General features: G+C 34.8%; 22 protein-coding genes and 1 pseudogene. 12 read left to right on the plus strand and 11 right to left on the minus strand.

The genetic code is table 11. The features are described 5' to 3' along the window. Positions 1–8: 8 nt before the first annotated feature. The 3 genes from tssD to namA form a co-directional block, all read right to left on the minus strand. Positions 9–413: a type VI secretion system tube protein TssD gene (gene tssD / locus NBX25_RS21980; protein ID WP_123910595.1), complete on the minus strand. Its 405-nt coding sequence runs from the start codon at positions 411–413 to the stop codon at positions 9–11. A gap of 187 nt (positions 414–600) precedes the next feature. Further along, positions 601–885, minus strand: coding sequence for a DUF2752 domain-containing protein (locus NBX25_RS21985; RefSeq protein WP_250255422.1), 285 nt, complete (start codon positions 883–885; stop codon positions 601–603). Positions 886–919: 34 nt separating this feature from the next. Beyond that, positions 920–1,972, minus strand: a complete 1,053-nt coding sequence (namA, locus tag NBX25_RS21990) for an NADPH dehydrogenase NamA (protein WP_250255423.1) — start codon at positions 1,970–1,972, stop codon at positions 920–922. Between the two features lie 100 nt (positions 1,973–2,072). Here namA and NBX25_RS21995 point away from each other — a divergent pair, with 100 nt between their 5' ends. Then, positions 2,073–2,555, plus strand: a complete 483-nt coding sequence (locus tag NBX25_RS21995; protein ID WP_250255424.1) for a cytidine deaminase — start codon at positions 2,073–2,075, stop codon at positions 2,553–2,555. A 532-nt stretch (positions 2,556–3,087) separates the two neighbouring features. On the opposite strand, the gene NBX25_RS22000 is transcribed toward NBX25_RS21995, so the two are convergent. From NBX25_RS22000 to NBX25_RS22030, 7 genes are all read right to left on the minus strand, one after another. Continuing rightward, positions 3,088–3,390 carry a barstar family protein gene (locus tag NBX25_RS22000; protein WP_250255425.1) on the minus strand — a complete coding sequence of 101 codons (303 nt, stop codon included), beginning with the start codon at positions 3,388–3,390 and terminating at the stop codon, positions 3,088–3,090. Next, positions 3,387–4,007: a Zn-dependent protease gene (locus tag NBX25_RS22005; RefSeq protein WP_250255426.1), complete on the minus strand. Its 621-nt coding sequence runs from the start codon at positions 4,005–4,007 to the stop codon at positions 3,387–3,389. The genes NBX25_RS22000 and NBX25_RS22005 overlap by 4 nt, the downstream gene beginning before the upstream one ends. 82 nt (positions 4,008–4,089) lie before the next feature. Then, on the minus strand, positions 4,090–4,605 hold the full coding sequence (locus NBX25_RS22010; protein ID WP_250255428.1) for a ribonuclease domain-containing protein: 516 nt from the start codon (positions 4,603–4,605) through the stop codon (positions 4,090–4,092). Between the two features lie 83 nt (positions 4,606–4,688). After that, on the minus strand, positions 4,689–5,483 hold the full coding sequence (gene nadE / locus NBX25_RS22015; protein WP_123910591.1) for an NAD(+) synthase: 795 nt from the start codon (positions 5,481–5,483) through the stop codon (positions 4,689–4,691). A gap of 13 nt (positions 5,484–5,496) precedes the next feature. After that, entirely contained in the window at positions 5,497–6,030 is a 534-nt protein-coding gene (locus tag NBX25_RS22020; RefSeq protein WP_502799806.1) for a GNAT family N-acetyltransferase, read from the minus strand. Positions 6,031–6,036: 6 nt separating this feature from the next. Next, the gene (locus tag NBX25_RS22025; protein ID WP_123910590.1) at positions 6,037–6,558 is read right to left on the minus strand and encodes a GNAT family N-acetyltransferase; all 522 of its coding nucleotides are present in this window, start codon (positions 6,556–6,558) and stop codon (positions 6,037–6,039) included. Positions 6,559–6,568: 10 nt separating this feature from the next. After that, positions 6,569–7,207 (minus strand): leucine-rich repeat domain-containing protein, encoded by a 639-nt coding sequence (locus NBX25_RS22030; RefSeq protein ID WP_250255429.1) that lies wholly within the window; start codon positions 7,205–7,207, stop codon positions 6,569–6,571. A gap of 46 nt (positions 7,208–7,253) precedes the next feature. Here NBX25_RS22030 and gldB point away from each other — a divergent pair, with 46 nt between their 5' ends. The 11 genes from gldB to NBX25_RS22085 all read left to right on the plus strand — a co-directional run bounded on the left by gldB (position 7,254) and on the right by NBX25_RS22085 (position 17,631). Then, positions 7,254–8,240 carry a gliding motility lipoprotein GldB gene (gldB, locus tag NBX25_RS22035; protein ID WP_250255431.1) on the plus strand — a complete coding sequence of 329 codons (987 nt, stop codon included), beginning with the start codon at positions 7,254–7,256 and terminating at the stop codon, positions 8,238–8,240. An 83-nt stretch (positions 8,241–8,323) separates the two neighbouring features. Further along, positions 8,324–9,226 (plus strand): ABC transporter ATP-binding protein, encoded by a 903-nt coding sequence (locus NBX25_RS22040; protein ID WP_123910587.1) that lies wholly within the window; start codon positions 8,324–8,326, stop codon positions 9,224–9,226. A 7-nt stretch (positions 9,227–9,233) separates the two neighbouring features. Then, positions 9,234–11,435, plus strand: a complete 2,202-nt coding sequence (locus tag NBX25_RS22045) for a thioredoxin-like domain-containing protein (RefSeq protein WP_250255433.1) — start codon at positions 9,234–9,236, stop codon at positions 11,433–11,435. Between the two features lie 24 nt (positions 11,436–11,459). Beyond that, positions 11,460–11,783, plus strand: a complete 324-nt coding sequence (gldC, locus tag NBX25_RS22050) for a gliding motility protein GldC (RefSeq protein WP_123857252.1) — start codon at positions 11,460–11,462, stop codon at positions 11,781–11,783. A gap of 115 nt (positions 11,784–11,898) precedes the next feature. Further along, positions 11,899–13,038, plus strand: a complete 1,140-nt coding sequence (locus NBX25_RS22055) for a cystathionine gamma-synthase (protein ID WP_123910585.1) — start codon at positions 11,899–11,901, stop codon at positions 13,036–13,038. A gap of 69 nt (positions 13,039–13,107) precedes the next feature. After that, positions 13,108–13,554 carry a GNAT family N-acetyltransferase gene (locus NBX25_RS22060; RefSeq protein WP_250255434.1) on the plus strand — a complete coding sequence of 149 codons (447 nt, stop codon included), beginning with the start codon at positions 13,108–13,110 and terminating at the stop codon, positions 13,552–13,554. 77 nt (positions 13,555–13,631) lie between these two features. Then, positions 13,632–14,144: a DinB family protein gene (locus NBX25_RS22065; RefSeq protein WP_123910583.1), complete on the plus strand. Its 513-nt coding sequence runs from the start codon at positions 13,632–13,634 to the stop codon at positions 14,142–14,144. 281 nt (positions 14,145–14,425) lie between these two features. After that, on the plus strand, positions 14,426–14,854 hold the full coding sequence (gene tnpA / locus NBX25_RS22070) for an IS200/IS605 family transposase (RefSeq protein WP_123910582.1): 429 nt from the start codon (positions 14,426–14,428) through the stop codon (positions 14,852–14,854). 316 nt (positions 14,855–15,170) lie between these two features. Then, positions 15,171–15,719, plus strand: a complete 549-nt coding sequence (locus tag NBX25_RS22075; protein WP_123910581.1) for an L-threonylcarbamoyladenylate synthase — start codon at positions 15,171–15,173, stop codon at positions 15,717–15,719. A gap of 108 nt (positions 15,720–15,827) precedes the next feature. Continuing rightward, entirely contained in the window at positions 15,828–16,172 is a 345-nt protein-coding gene (locus NBX25_RS22080) for a nuclear transport factor 2 family protein (protein ID WP_123910580.1), read from the plus strand. Positions 16,173–16,209: 37 nt separating this feature from the next. Next, positions 16,210–17,631, plus strand: a complete 1,422-nt coding sequence (locus NBX25_RS22085) for a CCA tRNA nucleotidyltransferase (protein ID WP_250255436.1) — start codon at positions 16,210–16,212, stop codon at positions 17,629–17,631. A 162-nt stretch (positions 17,632–17,793) separates the two neighbouring features. Here the strand turns inward: NBX25_RS22085 and NBX25_RS22090 are convergent. Next, positions 17,794–18,267, minus strand: a pseudogene (locus tag NBX25_RS22090) (YncE family protein); the annotation flags it as partial.

An 18,267-nucleotide genomic window follows, 5' to 3' on the forward strand; every position in this document is an offset into this window, starting at 1 on the left:
ATAAATATTTAGCTGCTTGGCCAAAGTCCTGCATATTCAGAATTACCATAAGTAATGGTTTCAGCGCTTATTACAAAGCTAATCAGCATATTGTTACTGTCTATTGCATCAAAGTCTACTTCATGTTGAATAACATATCCGTTTTCCCATTTCAAGGTAATTAATGTACCTTCTTCGTGAGATTTATTGAAGTTGATTTCTCCTGATGTAGGTTTATATTTGCTATTAAGTAAACTTTCCAGAACATCAGATTTCTCTGTTGCTTCGATGGTTACTTTTATCAGTGCATTTGACGGATCTGATGCTACACGTCCTGAAACGTCAGTAGCTCTTGAAACGCTGTAATTAAGTTTTAATAACTTCTGACCTTCACCTCCATTGAATTTTAAGATTCCTCTTGAATTTCCTGCCATATTCTTAAATTTAAATCATTAATGATAGCCCTGTTTAAAGGATTTTCTATAACAAAGATAGACTTCAAGTTCTAATATCAAAAGTTTTGAGGGAACAGTTTTAAAAATTGTAGTAATTCTACGACTTCATACTTTATAAAATTATAGAATTTTCAAAAAAGAACTTTGATTTACATTTTTCTCTTCCCTATAATAAGAAATGTTTGTAAACATAGGAAACAATCATAATGACAAGATTGATGACAATCAGGGTCATAAGAACAGGGGAATATCTTCTATTCTTATCTATAAAACTTAATCCCAAAATGAAAAAAAACAGCAATACCGTGTATACAGCAGGATACATTTTAAATGCCTCTGAAAATTTCCCTTCAAAGACCAAAACAATGGCACGCTGAGCGCCACAACCCAAACATTCTACCCCCAGAAATTTTTTACTTGGGCAGGTCAGCATAAAGTCTTCTATATTCATTTCTTTTCTTTAGGATGATGGTATTCCTATCTTGTTATGATGAGATCTTCGCTCTGGTATATTGATGTGGGAAAAAGCATTCTTCTTTCATTTCAAAGCTTCCCTGAACTGCAATGTAGGGATTTCTTAATATTTCCCTTGCTACAAAAATCAGATCTGCTTCTCCATGCTGAAGAATTGTCTCAGCTTGCTCCAATTCTGTAATTAAGCCTACAGCTCCTGTTTTTACCCCAGCTTCACTTTTGATCTGGGAAGACAAAGGAACCTGATACCCGTTGAAAACTGAAATTTTTGCTCCGTGGATATTCCCGCCACTTGATACATCCACAAGGTCAACGGAATGCTCTTTTAAGACTTTCGCCAACGCTACACTATCCTGAATATCCCAGCCATTTTCTGCATATTCTGTTCCGGAGATCCTTACAAAAAGTGCCGTATTTTCATTCAGTTCTTCATTCACTGCATTTACAATTTCCATGAGAAAACGGATTCTGTTCTCAAAGCTTCCGCCGTATTCATCTGTCCGGATATTGGATAACGGTGACAAAAACTGATGGATAAGATAGCCATGCGCTCCATGAATTTCAATAACATCAAAACCTGCTTTTACTGCTCTTTGGGCTGCTTTTTTAAAATTCTGAACCTGTTCTTTTATCTCATCGGTGCTCAACGCATGTGGAATTCTTTCTGAAGGATGATAAGGAATGGAGCTTGGTGCAATGGTTTCCCAACCTTCTTCAATAGGAATCTGCAAATTATTCCATGTGGAACCTTTTCTACCGGCATGGGCCAGTTGAATTCCTATTTTACTGTCTGAATTTTCATGAACAAATTCTACTATTCGCTGTAACTTTTCTGCTTGTTCATCATTCCAAATTCCCATGCAGTGATTGGTAATTCTTCCTCTCGGTTCTACTCCTGTAGCTTCCACTACAAGCAAGCCGGTTCCTCCCTGTGCTCTGCTCCCGTAATGCACCAGATGAAAGTCGTTGGCCATTCCGTTTTCGCATGAATACATACACATGGGAGACATTACCCAGCGGTTTTTCAGTTCTATATTTCTGAATTGTATTGAAGTATATAACATTTTATAGTCTTAAAAAATTGAACTTTTCATTGGAAGAATAAAATATTGCCCACCTCATTAAAAAGAACTAATTTTACCCCCCTTTTTTAGTCTACAATATATGAAAAAAGACATACAGATCAGTTACGAATATTTTAAAAATGGCAGCGAACTGAGCGATATAGAAAAACAATTATTCGAAAGAGCCAAAGAGGCTCGCGCAAACGCTTATGCACCTTATTCTCAGTTTTTTGTAGGATGTGCTGTGCTGTTGGAAAACGGAGAAATATATTCCGGAAACAATCAGGAAAATGCTGCTTTCCCTTCAGGGCTTTGCGCTGAGAGAACTACTCTTTTTTGGGTAGCCGCCAACTTTCCCAATGTGAAGGTAAAAAAGATCTTCGTTGTGGGTGGTCCTAAAGAATTTCACGAAAAAAACCCACCAATTCCACCTTGTGGGGCCTGTCGTCAAAGTTTAATAGAATATGAAACCAAGCAAAACGAAAACATTGACCTTTATTTTTCAAGTATGAATGAAGAGGTTGTGAAAGTTCATGCAGTGAAGGATTTATTGCCTTTCTATTTTGATTCTACCTTTTTATAAGGTGAACCTGTAGATTTGTAATGTATGATTTTAAAGTAAATATTTGGCTTTGCTGTGATATTTAAAATAATACGGACTTACATGTTATGGTGAGTTATATTGAATTTAAAACCAACAGTCGTTCTGTTGGTTTTTATTTTTAATACCTAAAATTTTATCTACATTAAAATTTAATACAACCATGTTTGTACTCCTATAGCCGTGAATGATATGTAGCCTGAAACCTATGTACCTATGTCGTTTAATTTTTTTAACTACATAAGTACATAGATATTATTCCTCAAAATATACGTTTCCTGAAAATCTTTATTTTTTTTGCACCTTAAAAGAAGTACTTTATTGAAACTTTTTGCGCCCTGGCATTTTTCAACAAACAGTATCAAAGAGAAACTTGTGCCCCCCCTTAATCTGCCTAAAAATACTCTCCATATAACTTAAAACTCTCGCTGATTTTGCTGATTGAGCAAATCTTTAAACAATAAAAAAGGTTGTTCTATTTCTAAAACAACCCTATTACTTTTTACATTACCAACTAGTCTTCTGTTTCGTCTTCGTCATCTTCATATTGCTCCAGATAGTAGCTGAAAGTGAAATCCTCAACTTCTTCCTCTGCATCTTCTAATGTTGTCAGCAGGTCTTCAAAAATTTCAAGCTGATCTACCGTCATATTCACGAATTCAATGTGAAGTGGCATTTCAAGGTCTCCGGTAATGGTATCGAAAAGCGCATCAAGGTTATCCCCGAAATGTTCAGGAAGCTGAACTTTTTCTTTTAATTGAGCATAGAAATCCTCATAATCGCCTATTTCTGTAAAATCTATATATACTGTCTTCATATTGAACTAAATTTCCAATTTTTACTGATTAAAAAAGTTTTGCATTTCTTACAAAAATCCGTTTCTTCATTAGTAGGATTTTTACCTTCTGCATCTCTCATAAAGCACATTTTTTCCGGGCAATGTGGCAGCCCCTGAGTATGACCAAGCTCATGAATAGCGATCTTATAAAACTGCTCATCTGAGTTTTTCTTGTTTAACCTAAAATCTGATGCTATACAAGCTTTTCCCGGTCTATAACCTAAACCCATCACCCCAAAGTCTTTTATTTTACCTTTGGTCACACTGATATCTTTTGAAGTGAGTCCAATGGTAACAAAGCCTTCCCTGGTCTTAGTGTTTAAAAACTTAATCGTTGAATCCGCTCTATAGCGGTTTCTTTCCTTATAATAAGCATTTCCAGGAAAATCTATAGCTTCAAGAACTTTAACATTAGGATATACTTTTTTAATCCCTTCAGCTACTGTTTTCACTTTTTCAGATTGTATACCTCTGAATGGCTGAATGAGTATGGTTATTGCAGGTTTTTGTTTCTGTGCTTTACCATTCCCTTGTTTTTCCGAGCATGAAAACATCAGAAATAAAAACAGTAAATAAGCAAAACTATTATTTTTCAAAATTACTACTTATCCTGGTTTAAATACAAATTATCCTTTTTTACTTTAGATCCTGTCATCGCTTCGTTCCTCACAGTGACAATTACTGTCTTTCAAAACTCTTATAATGGTTTTTGGTAAGGTAAACATCTCCATTTTCGGTATAAATAATCCGGTCTGCATTTCTCCCACCACAATGGTAATTAACATCGGCTTCAAAATATTGATTTCCATCAGGTAATCTCCCTTCCCTGTTCCCAAATTTATCTCCGCCAATAGCTTTTCCTGGAATTGCTTCACAAAGATTTCCTTTTGAAGGATTCCAGCCCTGTTTTCTGGCTTCATTTTTTGTGATGTAGTAATCCGGAAGTCTGTGGTTTTGTTTTACATAACTGATCACCGTTTTTTCTTCAGTCAGCTTTTCAATAGAAACCTGTGTTGATGAATTCCCGGTATTATACTGATCTTCTGTGGAAGTACTTCCATAGCTTACAGCCTCAGTTTTAGCTGAGGATGAATGATCTTTACTCTTAATAAAATTATTATAGATATACATCACAGACATTCCGAAAAGAAGGCCCAAGCATATAAAAAATACCGCTCTTATTTTACTATTCATAGTAACAATATAATATTAATATAACAATGTATCAGTCTAGCAATATACCAATGATTGGTACATTGCTAAATAGTACATTTTATTTATGATTCTCTCCAATCTTCAGGAATATCACACACCGGAATAGGATCCATCTTATGTTTTGCTGCTTTATGCATTCTGTCAAAGATTTGGAATACCTCTTTATCTCTGCCTTCATAATCTTCAGCTGTTTTGCTTCCGTATTCTTTCTGAATTTTTTCCAGTTCCGGATACGTTGCTCCAATTTGCTGCTCATCTGTACGGTCTACATCCCAAAGTCCGTCCGTAGGAATTGCTTCCTGAATGCTTTTAATCAGATTCAACCCTTTTGCTAAAGCATACACTTCTGTTTTATAAAGGTCTCCAATTGGAGAAACGTCTACTCCACCGTCTCCATACTTCGTATAAAATCCAATTCCGAAATCCTCCACTTTATTTCCGGTTCCACACACTAAAAGTCCGTTAATCTGGCCGTAATAATACAGTGTAAGCATCCTTAAACGCGATCTTGTGTTGGCAAATGCCAGTTTCTCATTCGGATACAGATCATCTTTTACGTCAAAAGTCTTATAAAGCTCTTCAAAAGCAGGTGTTAAATCTACAGACATGATTTCCACATTGGGAAATCTGGATTTCAGGTCATTCATGTGATCCTGTGCTCTGTCTACCTGGTCAGCTTTCTGACGGATTGGCATTTCGATCAATAATGTTTTTAGTCCGGTCATTGCGGCCAGGGTAGAAACCACTCCGGAATCTACTCCTCCGGAAACTCCAATTACATATCCATTTACTCTGGCTTTTGTGGCATAATCTTTTAACCAGCCAACAATATGATCTATCACTTTCTGTGTCTGCATCGTTTATATTTTTTTAGTCTATTCCAAATTCTTTGGGATATTTTACCTTCCCTTTTATATTTTTTAATCCATCTTTTACCAATTCAATGGCCATTCCATTTTCTTCCGGAATTTCAAACGGAAATGAGATCCCAAAATTACTTGTTTTTTTGTAACCAAACTTTGGATAATATTCTTCATGTCCAATTAAAATCACCGATTGGTATCCTAGTTTTTGAGCTATAAGATGTCCTTCACGAATTAATTGTCCGCCAATTCCCTGATTTTGAAACCCAGGTTTTACAGAAACAGGGGCCAAAGCTAATGATTCAAAAATTTCTGAATCATTTTCAATGATAAGCTTTGTAAATAAAATATGCCCGGCAACACGCCCATTCTCATCTTCTGCAACCAAAGACAGTTCAGGAATAAATGCTTCAGACTTTCTCAATTTTTCTACAAGAAAATGTTCCTGATGATCGCTATGTTCCATATCCCTGAAAGCATCTTCTATAAGCTTAAAAACTTCTTCATAATCTTTTACTTCTTCTTGTCTTATTGTTATCATTATCTATTAAAAATATTGTTCACGTTTCAATTCATACCAAAAGCATTTAACTCCTGAGTCTTCAAATTCCTCTGTATTCTTGAAGCCCAGCTTTTTTAAGATATAATTTGATCCTGTATTTCCAGAATCTGCGTAGGCATAAATAACGTCTGCTTCTAACTCGTTAAAACCATACTCCAGAGATGCTCGTGCAGCTTCTATGGCATAACCTTTGCCCCAGAATTCAGGAATAAAACGATAGCCCAAATCCAATGTATTCACATGTCCGTTGATAGGTTGTTTCAATAATTTCAAGCCGCTCCATCCAATCATCAAACCACTTTCTTTTTCAATTACGGCAAGTCTGCCAACTCCATTTTCTTCATATTGTTTCTGAATCATTTTGATTGCTTCTTTTGATTCATCAACATTTATCACTGGTTTTCCGAGATATTTCATCACCTCAGGATCAGAATCCATAAGGAACATCCGATCAAAGTCAGCCTCTTCAAGTTTTCTTAAAATAAGTCTTTGGGTTTCTATTTTCATAGTATGAATTTTAGTCAGTCGTTCCAAAAATGGTAACCTCTGTTTTTAATCCTTTCTTGATGTCTTCCTCTTTCATTTTATTTCCGCCTACGTTTAAAGTCTGCAAAGCAGGATTTCCGGAAATATCAATTTTAGAAATCTTGTTATGTTCCACATTCAGTCTTCTTAAATTTTTAAGCTGAGACAAATCAATTGTTTTTAGCTGATTTAAAGATAATGTTAATTGGTCAATTTTTGGTGTTGCCTTCAGGGAAATAGTTTCCAAAAGGTTATTATCCATATATAAAGACGTAATATTTCCCAGGTTTTCAGCTTTAAATGACGTTACCTTGCAATCAGTACATGAAAACAGATTCAGTTTATCCATATCCTTCAGAACAATCGTAGAAATAGCATTTTCATCCAGCATAATCATTTTTACATTTTTAAAGAAATGAAGATCATCTGTGGAAGTAATCCCTTTTTGGAACAGGAACAGGTTATTAACGGCTTCTGCTTCAAAGTTACTTATCACTCCATCTTTATTCAGATCAAAATTTTCAATGACTGCCTTTTCCAGATTTTTATCTTTAAACTCAAGCTTCTGTCCCTGTAAAAAAGCAAATCCGAAAATACCGATGAATGCTGTAAATATTTTAAATTTCATCATGAAATCTCCATTTAATCCTTATTTTTGTAAACTTAATGTAAAAATAATGAAGATTTTCAGATACATTGCCTTTTCTTCTATTTTAGTTGTGGGATTGAATTCCTGTAAAAAAGAACCTGAAAACCAATGGAAAATAGAGGTAAAAGATACCACCGAAAAAATTGAAATGACGGACATTTCCAAAGCGTTTTATAATCCTAATGTTGCATTAGACCAGTTTAAAGCTCAGTTTCCGTGGTTTCAGGGAACTGTTTCTGATGCTGACTTCTCTAAAAGAAGAGCCGATGCAGAAGAAATTAAGATCTATAAGGAAGCCATTGGAAAAATAGACCAAGCGAAATTACAGAAAGAGCTTCAGGATTTATTTTCACACATCAAACATTATTTCCCAAGGTTTAAAAGCCCAAAAGTATATCTGTTTTCATCGGCCTTACAAATGGTTCAGGATCCTATCTTTTATGATGAAAAAGGAAATCTTCTATTCATAGATATTACCGGTTTTATGGGTGATGGTAATGCTCATTACAAAGGACTGGAGGTTTACTTTCAGAAATCGATGAACCCACAGAATATTGTTCCTAAGGTTTCTCAGCTTTTTGCTGAAAATATTGTAACAGAATCTCCGGATCATCAAAAATTCATAGATCAGGTCATTCTTAATGGAAAAGTGATGATTCTACAGGATGCTTTTCTTCCTGATTTTCCTGATTATTTGAAAATGAATTATACAAAGAAACAATATGAATGGGCTACATACAATGAAGCCAATATCTGGAATTATTTTGTAGAAAGTAACCTGTTATTTGGAGATGATCCAAGGTTGGGAGAGCGCTTTATTGCTCCGGGACCATTCTCAAAGTTCTATACTGAAATAGACAACGAATCTTCCCCACAAATCGGGATTTTTACAGGATGGCAGATCTGTAAAGCTTATCTTAAAGAGAAACCTGAAACAAAACTGACGGACTTCCTGAAAATGGATGCTACGCAAATTTTTAACGAATCCGGTTATAAGCCTCGTGTAACAAAGTAACCGTTATTTCATACCTATATAAGACTTTTTGTAACTACAGAAAGTCTTTTTTTTATTTTTCACCTTTCATCAACACAGTATATATGGAAAATTTAATTAGTATTCGAAATCTAAATTATGGATTTACTCCCCATCAGCTGATTCTGAAAAACATTGATCTTTCGGTCCCCAAAGGAAGTATTTTTGGATTCCTGGGAGCCAATGGTGCCGGAAAATCTACAACGATGAAAATGCTGATCGGTAGTATTCCTGACGACAACCATACCATCCGGATTTTTGACAAGGATTTATCTGATCTCTATCCGGAAGGATTCCAAAAAATTGGGAGCCTGATAGATACAGCTGCATTTTATGACCATCTTTCCGGATGGGATAACCTCATTATCATTTCCAGGCTTCGAGACTTACCTGAATCAGAATGTGAAAGGGTTTTGAATCTCGTAGGCCTTTGGGAAAGCAGAAAAATGAAAATGAAAAAGTATTCTCTGGGAATGAAACAAAGACTTTCTATTGCCATGACTTTACTTGGAAAACCGGATTTGCTGATTCTGGATGAACCTGTAAACGGTCTTGATCCGAATGGAATGCTGGAAATACGGGAACTCTTAATGAAACTCAACAAGGAGGAAGGGGTTACCATCTTCATTTCCAGTCATCTGCTTCAGGAAATAGAAAAAATGATTACCCATCTTGCCATTATTTCCCATGGTGAAATACGCTTTACAGGAAGCATACAGGATCTTAATGAACTCTACCGATACAATCATATCAGAATAGGAATCAACAATGCCTCTCAGTTTATCCATGAAATTCCGGAGCAATATTCTCCTAAAATCATCAATGAGAATACTGTAGAAATCACTGCAGAATCTAAAGAACATATTGTTACCCTTATCAAAAAGCTGGTTTTGAATCATGCAGAGATCTTTGAGATCAGAAATAATGCAGGTCTTGAAGACTGGTTTATGGAAATAACAAAAAACTAAAACACAGATGAAAAAATTAATAACAGCCATCGGCACAGAATGGCTAAAAACAAAAGGGTTAGGACTCACTTATATTGCTCTTATCTTGGGAGCATTGATCCCACTGCTGGGTTTTGTTCCTGAATTTTTCAAAAAGAACATCATAATAGATGAAATGCTGAACTATTCTGTATTTGAAAAAGCCATAGGTGGTGAAGCTATTAAATATTTCACATTTTTCGTATTACTTTTATTTGTGATTATCGCTTCCAACAGGATTGCCCAGACTGATCATAAAAACAATGGATGGCAACTGATGGAAACGCAGCCTTTAAGCAGGCTTCAGTTGTATTTTTCAAAGTACATTATTCTGATATTCCTTTGTACTCTATGTATTGCTTCTTATTTTGGATTTAATATTATTTTAGCTTTAATAGATTATTATGTACATCCTGATCCAGCGAAACTGCTTACTTTCGATGTAGCCTGGATGATAAAAACCTTTATCAGGATCTGGGTGACTATTTTAGGAATTGCAGCGCTTCAGCTTTGTGTTTCTATAGCATTTCAAGGCTTTATCTGGTCATTTCTTATCGGTTCATTGGGAGTAGCGTCTAATATTACTTCTCTTGTACAGAAACAGTCTTTTTTCTTCAATCCTTATAGTTCTCTATACACTTTTTGGAATGCTCCGGAAATAAAAGGGCTGAACAGTTTCATTTCCCACTCTGAGTACATGAGTCTTTTCTGGATGATTATTTTTCTTAGTCTGGGCTATTTTTGGTACAGTAAAAAAGGATTTAAAAATGCTTTTCTTAAAAACAGAAAACAGATTTTTATTTCTGCCGTGGCGTTAATCATTGGTTCAGGATTGCTTTACATTTTCCAGAAACCAAAGCCTTATCAGAGTGATGGAACCGGAGTTTCTATTAAAGGAAAACTGGAAACTGATATTAAAATAGACTCTGTGAGAATTTATTCTAAAGATTTTCACAAAAAAATAGGAGCTGCAGCTGTCAAAAACAATATATTCAGTTGGACGGCAGCCCATCCTATTCCATTGGATGAATATATCCTTGAAATCGGGAATAAAAAAATAAACTTCATTATGTCAAGTGGTGATTGGTTTGATTTTGATATCCAGTTAAATAATACAAAACGGATCTCTTTTTTACGGTCTAACAGAAAAGCAGATCAGGTATACAGCAACAATGAAAGTTCTTTTGGATACGAGTTTGAATCTGCATTGGAAAAACAGAATTACATCAATGACCCTGCAAAATTCTATGACTTAGCCGAATCTGACTGGAAAGAAAACAAAAGAATTCTTAATGTATTTGCTGATCCCGAAAACAACGCACTTTCTGAAGACTACAAAAGATACAGAAGAGAACTTATGTCTATTGAATATCTAAACGAGATCAATAATTATAGAAAAATGACTTCATTGACTGATTCAAAATTTGCTCCTCCTGCATCTTTCATTAAGGAATTAAATGAAAACATTCAAAAACCAAGCCCTCTGTTAAGCAAAAATGATAATTACCTTCAATATAAACTGGATCAGTTATTATCTGATAAAGATCAGATCTCCAACCCTGACAGTATCCTTTTTGTGAAAATCAACCAGATGCCTAAAGGAATTTCAAAAGACCAGCTACTATCCAAACATTTAGCTAAGACTATAGAATTACAAACGGATAGCCTTACAAGAAATAAGGTTTTTAATGCTGAAATCAACAAGGTAAGCAATACAGATTACAAGCAAGAGCTTTATGCAAAACTTGACCGGATCAACAGGTCTCAGAAGGGAGCTGTATTTCCCGACCTTACTCTTCTTACTGATAAAGGTATCACTCAAAAACTTTCTAAATATAAAGGTAAATATGTGGTCATTGATTTCTGGGCAACCTGGTGCGGACCATGTAAACAGATCAAACCTGTGTTTGAAACGAGAAGCCATCAATACAGATATTATGATAATATTCAGTTTATTTCTATCAGCCTCGATGAAAATCAATCGAAATGGACCAATTATTTAAAAACAAAAACATCCAATCTTCCGCAGTTTTGGCTGCTAAATGCAGAGCAATTTATGAATAAATACAAAATACAGTCTATTCCCAGGTTTATTATCATAGATCCGGAAGGTAAAATTTTTAACTTTAATTCTCCATTTCCTGATGAAGATAATTTCGTAGAAATTTTGGATAAGCTTAAGAAGTATTAACTTTGTCAAAAATTTTAGATTGATATGAGAAAAACTCAGATTACGATAGATGTAGAGCTTGATGAAAACCACATCCCTGAAAATATTACATGGAATGCCCAGGATGGAGGTGTTGAAAAGGAGGAAACAAAAGCTACCATGATCTCTGTGTGGGACGATAAGGCAATGGAAGCGCTAAGAATTGACCTTTGGACAAAAGAAATGCCTGTAGATCAAATGAAGATGTTTATCCACCAGATTTTAGTTTCTTTAGGAAGTACTTATCAGAGAGCAACTGGTGAAGAGGATGTAGCACAGTGGATGGAAGAAATTGCAGAAGAGTTTGCAGTGAAATCTGCTATAAAGTAAAAACAATTTGGAAATGAAGTCATTTGAGAATTTGAAAATAAAAGGACTGGTATTTGTAACAAGATCAGTTTAATTTTCAAATTACCGCATTTTCAAATTATCAAATTATATAAATATGAATTTTAATACCAAAGTAATTCACGGAGGGCAGCATCATGAGTCTGCAACGGGATCTGTAAACGTTCCTGTATTTTTAACCTCTACGTTTGCACAGAAAAGCCCTGGAGTACATTCAGGATACGAATATTCAAGAGCAGCTAACCCTACAAGACAGGCGTTAGAAGATTCTTTAGCTAGTATTGAAAATGGAGCACGAGGCTTAGCTTTCGGTTCCGGTCTTGCTGCTATCGACTGCGTTTTGAAGTTATTAAATCCTGGTGATGAGGTAATCGCGGTAGATGATCTTTATGGAGGAACCTACAGAATGTTTACCAGACTTTTTGAAAAATATCAGCTGAAGTTCACGTTTGTGAATTTTGATGATGTTTCTAAAATTGCAGATGTAATTACAGATAAAACCAAACTAATCTGGGTAGAAACTCCAACGAACCCATTGATGAAACTGGTAGATATCAAAGCTGTAGTAGACATTGCTAAAGGAAAAGATATCTTAGTTGCTGTAGACAATACTTTTGCAACGCCTTATATTCAAAGACCAATTGACCTGGGAGCTGATATCGTGATGCACTCTGCTACCAAATATTTAGGGGGACACTCTGACGTAATTGCTGGTGCTCTTATTGCTAAAGATGCGGAATTGGGTGAAAAACTTCACTTTATTCAATTTGCAAGTGGTGGTATTTTAGGTCCTCACGATTCTTACCTTGTTTTAAGAGGAATCAAAACACTAGCATTAAGAATGCAAAGACATTCTGACAATGGTCTTGCAGTAGCAAAATATCTTGAAACTCATCCGGCAGTGGATAAAGTAATTTATCCAGGATTAGAATCTCACCCTCAATATGAGCTGGCAAAATCTCAAATGAAGGAATCTGGAGGAATGGTTTCATTCACTTTCAAATCCGGTAAAAAAGAAGATGCCATCAAGTTTCTTGAAAAAGTAAAAGTATTTACATTAGCTGAATCTTTAGGAGGTGTGGAATCTTTAGCAAACCATCCTGCTTTAATGACTCACGCTTCTATCCCGGCAGAAAAACGTGCAGAATTGGGAATCACTGATGATCTGGTACGTTTAAGCGTTGGTATTGAAGATGCAGATGATCTTATTGCAGACCTGGAAAGAGCATTTTCTTAAGACATTAAAATAAATAAAATGAGAAGGATTTAATATCTTTCTCATTTTTATTACCATCACCCAATACCTATGAAAAATACGAGAAAAGCAGTCATTGCAGATTTACCTCAATTAGCTGAATTGTTCGATCAATACAGAATATTCTATCACAAATCATCCGATATTCCTGCTGCTTCAGATTTTCTTCAGGAAAGAATTGAAAATAAAGACTCTGAAATTTTTGTTGCAGAAGAAAACAAAACTCTTACTGGTTTTGTACAATTATACCCTATATTTTCTTCCACCAGAATGCAGCGTTATTGGCTGCTGAATGATCTATACGTCAATGCTAACCATAGAGGAAAAGGCTACTCTAAAGAGCTTATTGAAAAAGCAAAAGAACTCTGCAAAGCTTCAAACGCCTGTGGAATCTTACTTGAAACAGGAAAAAGTAATGATGTAGGTAATCAATTGTATCCTGCCTGTGGTTTTGAGTTGTATGACTCCGTCAATTTTTACGAGTGGATAAATAAATAATATAACAATGTATCAGTTTAACAGTTTACCAATGATTGCTACATTGTTAGACTGCTAAATTGTCAAATTCTAAAACTATGACAGATTTTCAAAAATACATTCAAAGATACTTAGACCAGATTCCATCAGAGAATTGGTTGGCTGAATTAAAAATATCAGAAGACAAAACAGTAGGAATTTATTCTAATCTTACTGAAGAACAATCAAAATTTGCCTACGCTGAAGGTAAATGGACATTGAAAGCATTACTCCTTCACTTATCCGATACTGAAAGAGTTTTTCAATACAGAATACTAGCTTTTGCCAGAGGTGATAAAAACAATCTTCCCGGATTTGATGAAAATGAATACGCAGATCAGTCCTTCGCCAGTGAAAGATCATTAGAATCTTTAGTGGAAGAATATAAACTGGTAAGGAAATCTACTCAGATTCTATTGGAGACGATGAATCCAGCAGCTTTACAATATACAGGTATTGCCAATGGTAACGAAATCTCAGTGGAGACCATAGCGAAACTGATTATTGGGCATAATTATCACCACCTGAATATTATTGAGGAGAGATATTTATCTAAATTGGGATGGATGTGATGAAATAGTAAGTTTTGGCTAAAGCCAATTGAATGTATTATTTATTGTTAAACGGGCTAAAGCCCGTTTCTATTGAATCTGATACAATGTCGTAAGATAATTTTGAACGCTATAATCGAGATTTATTTTCATTCCTAGATAATAAATAACATATTTACAATTCTACATACATAAAACATCAATAGGTACGGGCTTTAGCCCGTCTTTTAATTTTATTCCAAATCCATTGGCTTTAGCCAAAACTTAATTTAAAAAACATTATTTTTGATAAAACAACACAAATGCCCTTTATCAAAATTTATGTTCACCTTGTTTTCTCAACAAGAAACAGAACGCCCCATCTCAATACATTCGATCTAAGAATAAAAGTGTGGAAGCACATCAAAGAATATGCAACAGAAAAAGGAATTTTCTTAGATATGATCAATGGATATTCAGATCATTGCCATTGCCTGGTTTCCTTAGGATCCCATCAGAATATAGAAAAAATTGTACAATTATTGAAGGGAGAGTCATCTTATTGGATCAATAAACATCAACTTACCAAAGATAAATTTTCCTGGCAGGATGAATACTTTGCTGTTTCTGTTTCCGAAACTAAATTAGATGTTGTAAGGAATTATATTAAGAATCAGGAAAAGCATCATCAGAAAAAGAGTTTCACAGAGGAATATCGGGAATTTATTGAAAAATATAATTTTAATGTGTAAATTGAATGCTTTATTTATTATTAAACGGGTTAAAGCCCGTTTCTATTGAATCTGATACAATGTCGTAAGATAATTTTGAACGCTATAATCGAGATTTATTTTCATTCCTAGATAATGAATAACATATTTACAATTCTACATACATAAAACATCAATAGGGACGGGCTTTAGCCCGTCTTTTAATTTTATTCCAAATCCATTGGCTTTAGCCAAAACCTAAAAACATACCAATGCCACCATCCTTTTTATCCTCAATTTTTTGTACAAAATTCATATATTCTCTACCTTTATCCACTGTTTTGAATGTAATAAAAATATGGAACCTATTATTGAAATATTAAAATCCGGCGGCACGATTCTATACCCTACTGATACCATTTGGGGAATTGGTTGTGATGCCACCAATATAGAAGCTGTCAACAAAATTTTTGACATCAAAAAACGTGAAAAAAACAAGTCTATGATTATTCTGGTAGAATCAGAAAAAAGACTTCAGGATTTGGTGGATGTCCCTGAAATGGCTTGGGAAATTATTGACTTAAGCGAAAAACCGGTAACCATCGTTTATGAAAATCCCAGAGGCTTGCCTAAAGAATTGCTTGCGGAAGATGGCAGCATCGGAATCAGATTGGTGAAGAATGATTTTTGTAAAAAACTAATCACCAAGCTGAATAAGCCTTTGGTTTCTACTTCTGCTAATTTCAGTGGTGATAAAAGTCCATTGAAATTCTCTGATATTTCTCCGGAAATCATCAGTCTTGTAGATTATGCTGTAGAAGAAGACAGAGAGAAAGTTTCAAAATACTCAGGATCTTCTGTAATCAAAATATGGAGTGATAACAGGATAAAAGTTCTTAGAGAATAAAAATTCTGTATCAATCTGTTTATTTTTTAGAGTCTTGCCTGTTCATATCGGCAGGATTTCTTTTTTTTAATTCTATCTTTGCAAAATCCAACTCGTAAAATACATGTTATGCATCATCAAGAATTCGCTCAAATGTGGATAAATGCTTGGAACTCTCACGATTTAGAGAGTATCCTCACCCACTATTCTGATGATATTGAGATTACCACCCCCATGATTGCTATGGCTACCGGAGGAAAAGAAAGTTCTTTAAATGGAAAAGAAGCCGTTCGTGATTACTGGAGAAAGGCGCTGGATAAGTTTCCGGATCTGCATTTTGATCTGATTCATTCCACAGCAGGGGTAAATTCTGTAGCATTATTTTATAGGTCTATCATGGATAAACATGCTGTAGAAGTAATGTTTTTTAATGAAGAAGGAAAAATAAATAAAATGTACGCTCATTATGATTAATGAGCAGCATTGGTAGAAATTGACGCTATTATAAACGATGAAAATTAATCTTACTCAAAATAAGAATTTAAAACTTTTTAAAATAATTTCTGAGGCTGCAGAAAGGAATAACCAGTCTGTATATATTGTTGGTGGATATGTTCGTGATCTTCTGATGAAGAGAAAAGCATCTACTGATATAGACTTTGTGACGGAACAAAGTGGTATAGAACTGGCACAGAATGTCGCTCAGGATATCGATCCTAAATTAAAGGTTTCCGTATTCAAAACCTATGGAACCGCTATGATCAAATATAAAGATCTTGAGCTGGAATTTGTAGGTGCCCGAAAGGAAAGTTATACGGAGAACAGCCGAAAACCGGAAGTAGAAGGTGGAACTTTGGAAGATGATCAGAAAAGAAGAGATTTCACCATCAATGCAATGGCTATTTCTTTGAATAAAGATAATTTTGGGGAACTTATAGATCCGTTCAATGGAATTGAAGATCTGGAAAAAGAGATTTTAAGAACTCCTTTGGAACCCGCTCAAACGTATTCTGATGATCCTTTGAGAATGATGAGAGCAGTTCGTTTTGCTTCAACTTTAGGCTTCACAATTGAAGAAAATTCTTTAGAAGCCATCAAGCAGGAAGCGGAAAGAATTAAGATTGTTTCTATGGAAAGAATCATGGTTGAATTCAATAAAATCATGGTGTCTGAAAAACCTTCTGTAGGATTAAAATTAATGGAGCAAACAGGGCTTTTAAAGCTTATTATTCCTGAATTAATTGAACTGAAAGGAGTTGAAGAAGTTGAAGGACAGACTCACAAAGATAACTTCTATCACACTCTTGAGGTAGTAGATAATATTTCTGTGAATACTGATAACCTTTGGCTGCGTTGGGCTGCATTACTTCACGATATAGGAAAAGCACCTACGAAAAAATTTGTAGAAGGTACAGGATGGACGTTCCATGGGCATGAATTTTTAGGTTCTAAGATGGTAAAAACTCTTTTCCAAAGATTAAAACTGCCATTAGGAAGCGATATGAAATATGTTCAGAAGATGGTTAAGCTTTCTTCCAGACCTATCGCCCTGATTACGGACGATGCTTCTGATTCTGCATTAAGAAGGCTTTTATTTGATGCCGGAGAAGACCTTGAAGAACTGTTTACTCTTTGTAAAGCAGACATCACGACTAAAAACTCTAAAAAGCAGGAAAAATTCAAGAAAAATTTTGAATATGTAGCAGTAAAGATCAAAGAAGTAGAGGAAAAAGATCAGGTAAGAAACTTTCAGCCTCCTATTACCGGAGAAGAGATCATGGAAATGTTTAACCTTCAGCCGGGCCGTGAAATCGGTATTTTAAAGGAAAAAGTTAAAGAAGCAATCCTTGAAGGTGAAATTGCTAATGAAAAGGAAGATGCAACAAAATTTGTGATTGCCGAAGCTGAAAAGCTGGGATTAAAAATGAATTAATTTTTACTCAATAAAAAAAAGCTGGATTTTCATCCAGCTTTTTTTGTGCTTCAATAAAGTAGATACCAAAGCCGGGCGGGTTCTAAAGAACCCGCCCGGAAAAAAACACAAATGATGAAAAAATAAAAAATTATATTAAGTACGCCAAAGCGTATTATATTTTTAGTTCCAATATACTGAATTGGAAGCTATACCAGCAGAGAATGTTTTAATAATAGCTCCAGATGTATTGTAAACAACAATTTTACTATCCTTCGTAAATCCGTTTGCATCAGAGGTAAAAATAAGATCTTTAACCACACTGAATCCATATAGATCAGAATATTGTTCAGAGCTAGCTGCTACAGTAAACAATGGTGAAGTAGGTACAGTTCCTAATTTCATATCCATAGTATAAACACTTTTGCCTGAACTGAAATAGAATTTATCATTTGAAATCTCCAGGTTTTTAGCATCAGTAATTCCTGTTAAAGTAGTTGTTTTTGTAATAGCTCCTGTATTTGAAATCTGATATATATAAGAATCTGTAGTTCCGGCTGCTATAGCATAAACGTTCTGATTATATGAAATAATCTTGTTAATATTTCCGTTTACAGGAAAAGTCTTCTGAATTTCATTGGTTGTTGTATTAATAAT

The organism is Chryseobacterium sp. Marseille-Q3244 (assembly GCF_940807095.1).
Lineage (GTDB): Bacteria > Bacteroidota > Bacteroidia > Flavobacteriales > Weeksellaceae > Chryseobacterium.

Coding starts and splice junctions, on each gene's coding strand:
- tssD (WP_123910595.1), bottom strand. CDS start 413: ATGGCAGGAAATTCAAGAGGAATCTTAAAATTCAATGGAGGTGAAGGT.
- NBX25_RS21985 (WP_250255422.1), bottom strand. CDS start 885: ATGAATATAGAAGACTTTATGCTGACCTGCCCAAGTAAAAAATTTCTG.
- namA (WP_250255423.1), bottom strand. CDS start 1,972: ATGTTATATACTTCAATACAATTCAGAAATATAGAACTGAAAAACCGC.
- NBX25_RS21995 (WP_250255424.1), top strand. CDS start 2,073: ATGAAAAAAGACATACAGATCAGTTACGAATATTTTAAAAATGGCAGC.
- NBX25_RS22000 (WP_250255425.1), bottom strand. CDS start 3,390: ATGAAGACAGTATATATAGATTTTACAGAAATAGGCGATTATGAGGAT.
- NBX25_RS22010 (WP_250255428.1), bottom strand. CDS start 4,605: ATGAATAGTAAAATAAGAGCGGTATTTTTTATATGCTTGGGCCTTCTT.
- nadE (WP_123910591.1), bottom strand. CDS start 5,483: ATGCAGACACAGAAAGTGATAGATCATATTGTTGGCTGGTTAAAAGAT.
- NBX25_RS22020 (WP_502799806.1), bottom strand. CDS start 6,030: ATGATAACAATAAGACAAGAAGAAGTAAAAGATTATGAAGAAGTTTTT.
- NBX25_RS22025 (WP_123910590.1), bottom strand. CDS start 6,558: ATGAAAATAGAAACCCAAAGACTTATTTTAAGAAAACTTGAAGAGGCT.
- NBX25_RS22030 (WP_250255429.1), bottom strand. CDS start 7,207: ATGATGAAATTTAAAATATTTACAGCATTCATCGGTATTTTCGGATTT.
- gldB (WP_250255431.1), top strand. CDS start 7,254: ATGAAGATTTTCAGATACATTGCCTTTTCTTCTATTTTAGTTGTGGGA.
- NBX25_RS22040 (WP_123910587.1), top strand. CDS start 8,324: ATGGAAAATTTAATTAGTATTCGAAATCTAAATTATGGATTTACTCCC.
- NBX25_RS22045 (WP_250255433.1), top strand. CDS start 9,234: ATGAAAAAATTAATAACAGCCATCGGCACAGAATGGCTAAAAACAAAA.
- gldC (WP_123857252.1), top strand. CDS start 11,460: ATGAGAAAAACTCAGATTACGATAGATGTAGAGCTTGATGAAAACCAC.
- NBX25_RS22055 (WP_123910585.1), top strand. CDS start 11,899: ATGAATTTTAATACCAAAGTAATTCACGGAGGGCAGCATCATGAGTCT.
- NBX25_RS22060 (WP_250255434.1), top strand. CDS start 13,108: ATGAAAAATACGAGAAAAGCAGTCATTGCAGATTTACCTCAATTAGCT.
- NBX25_RS22065 (WP_123910583.1), top strand. CDS start 13,632: ATGACAGATTTTCAAAAATACATTCAAAGATACTTAGACCAGATTCCA.
- tnpA (WP_123910582.1), top strand. CDS start 14,426: ATGCCCTTTATCAAAATTTATGTTCACCTTGTTTTCTCAACAAGAAAC.
- NBX25_RS22075 (WP_123910581.1), top strand. CDS start 15,171: ATGGAACCTATTATTGAAATATTAAAATCCGGCGGCACGATTCTATAC.
- NBX25_RS22080 (WP_123910580.1), top strand. CDS start 15,828: ATGCATCATCAAGAATTCGCTCAAATGTGGATAAATGCTTGGAACTCT.
- NBX25_RS22085 (WP_250255436.1), top strand. CDS start 16,210: ATGAAAATTAATCTTACTCAAAATAAGAATTTAAAACTTTTTAAAATA.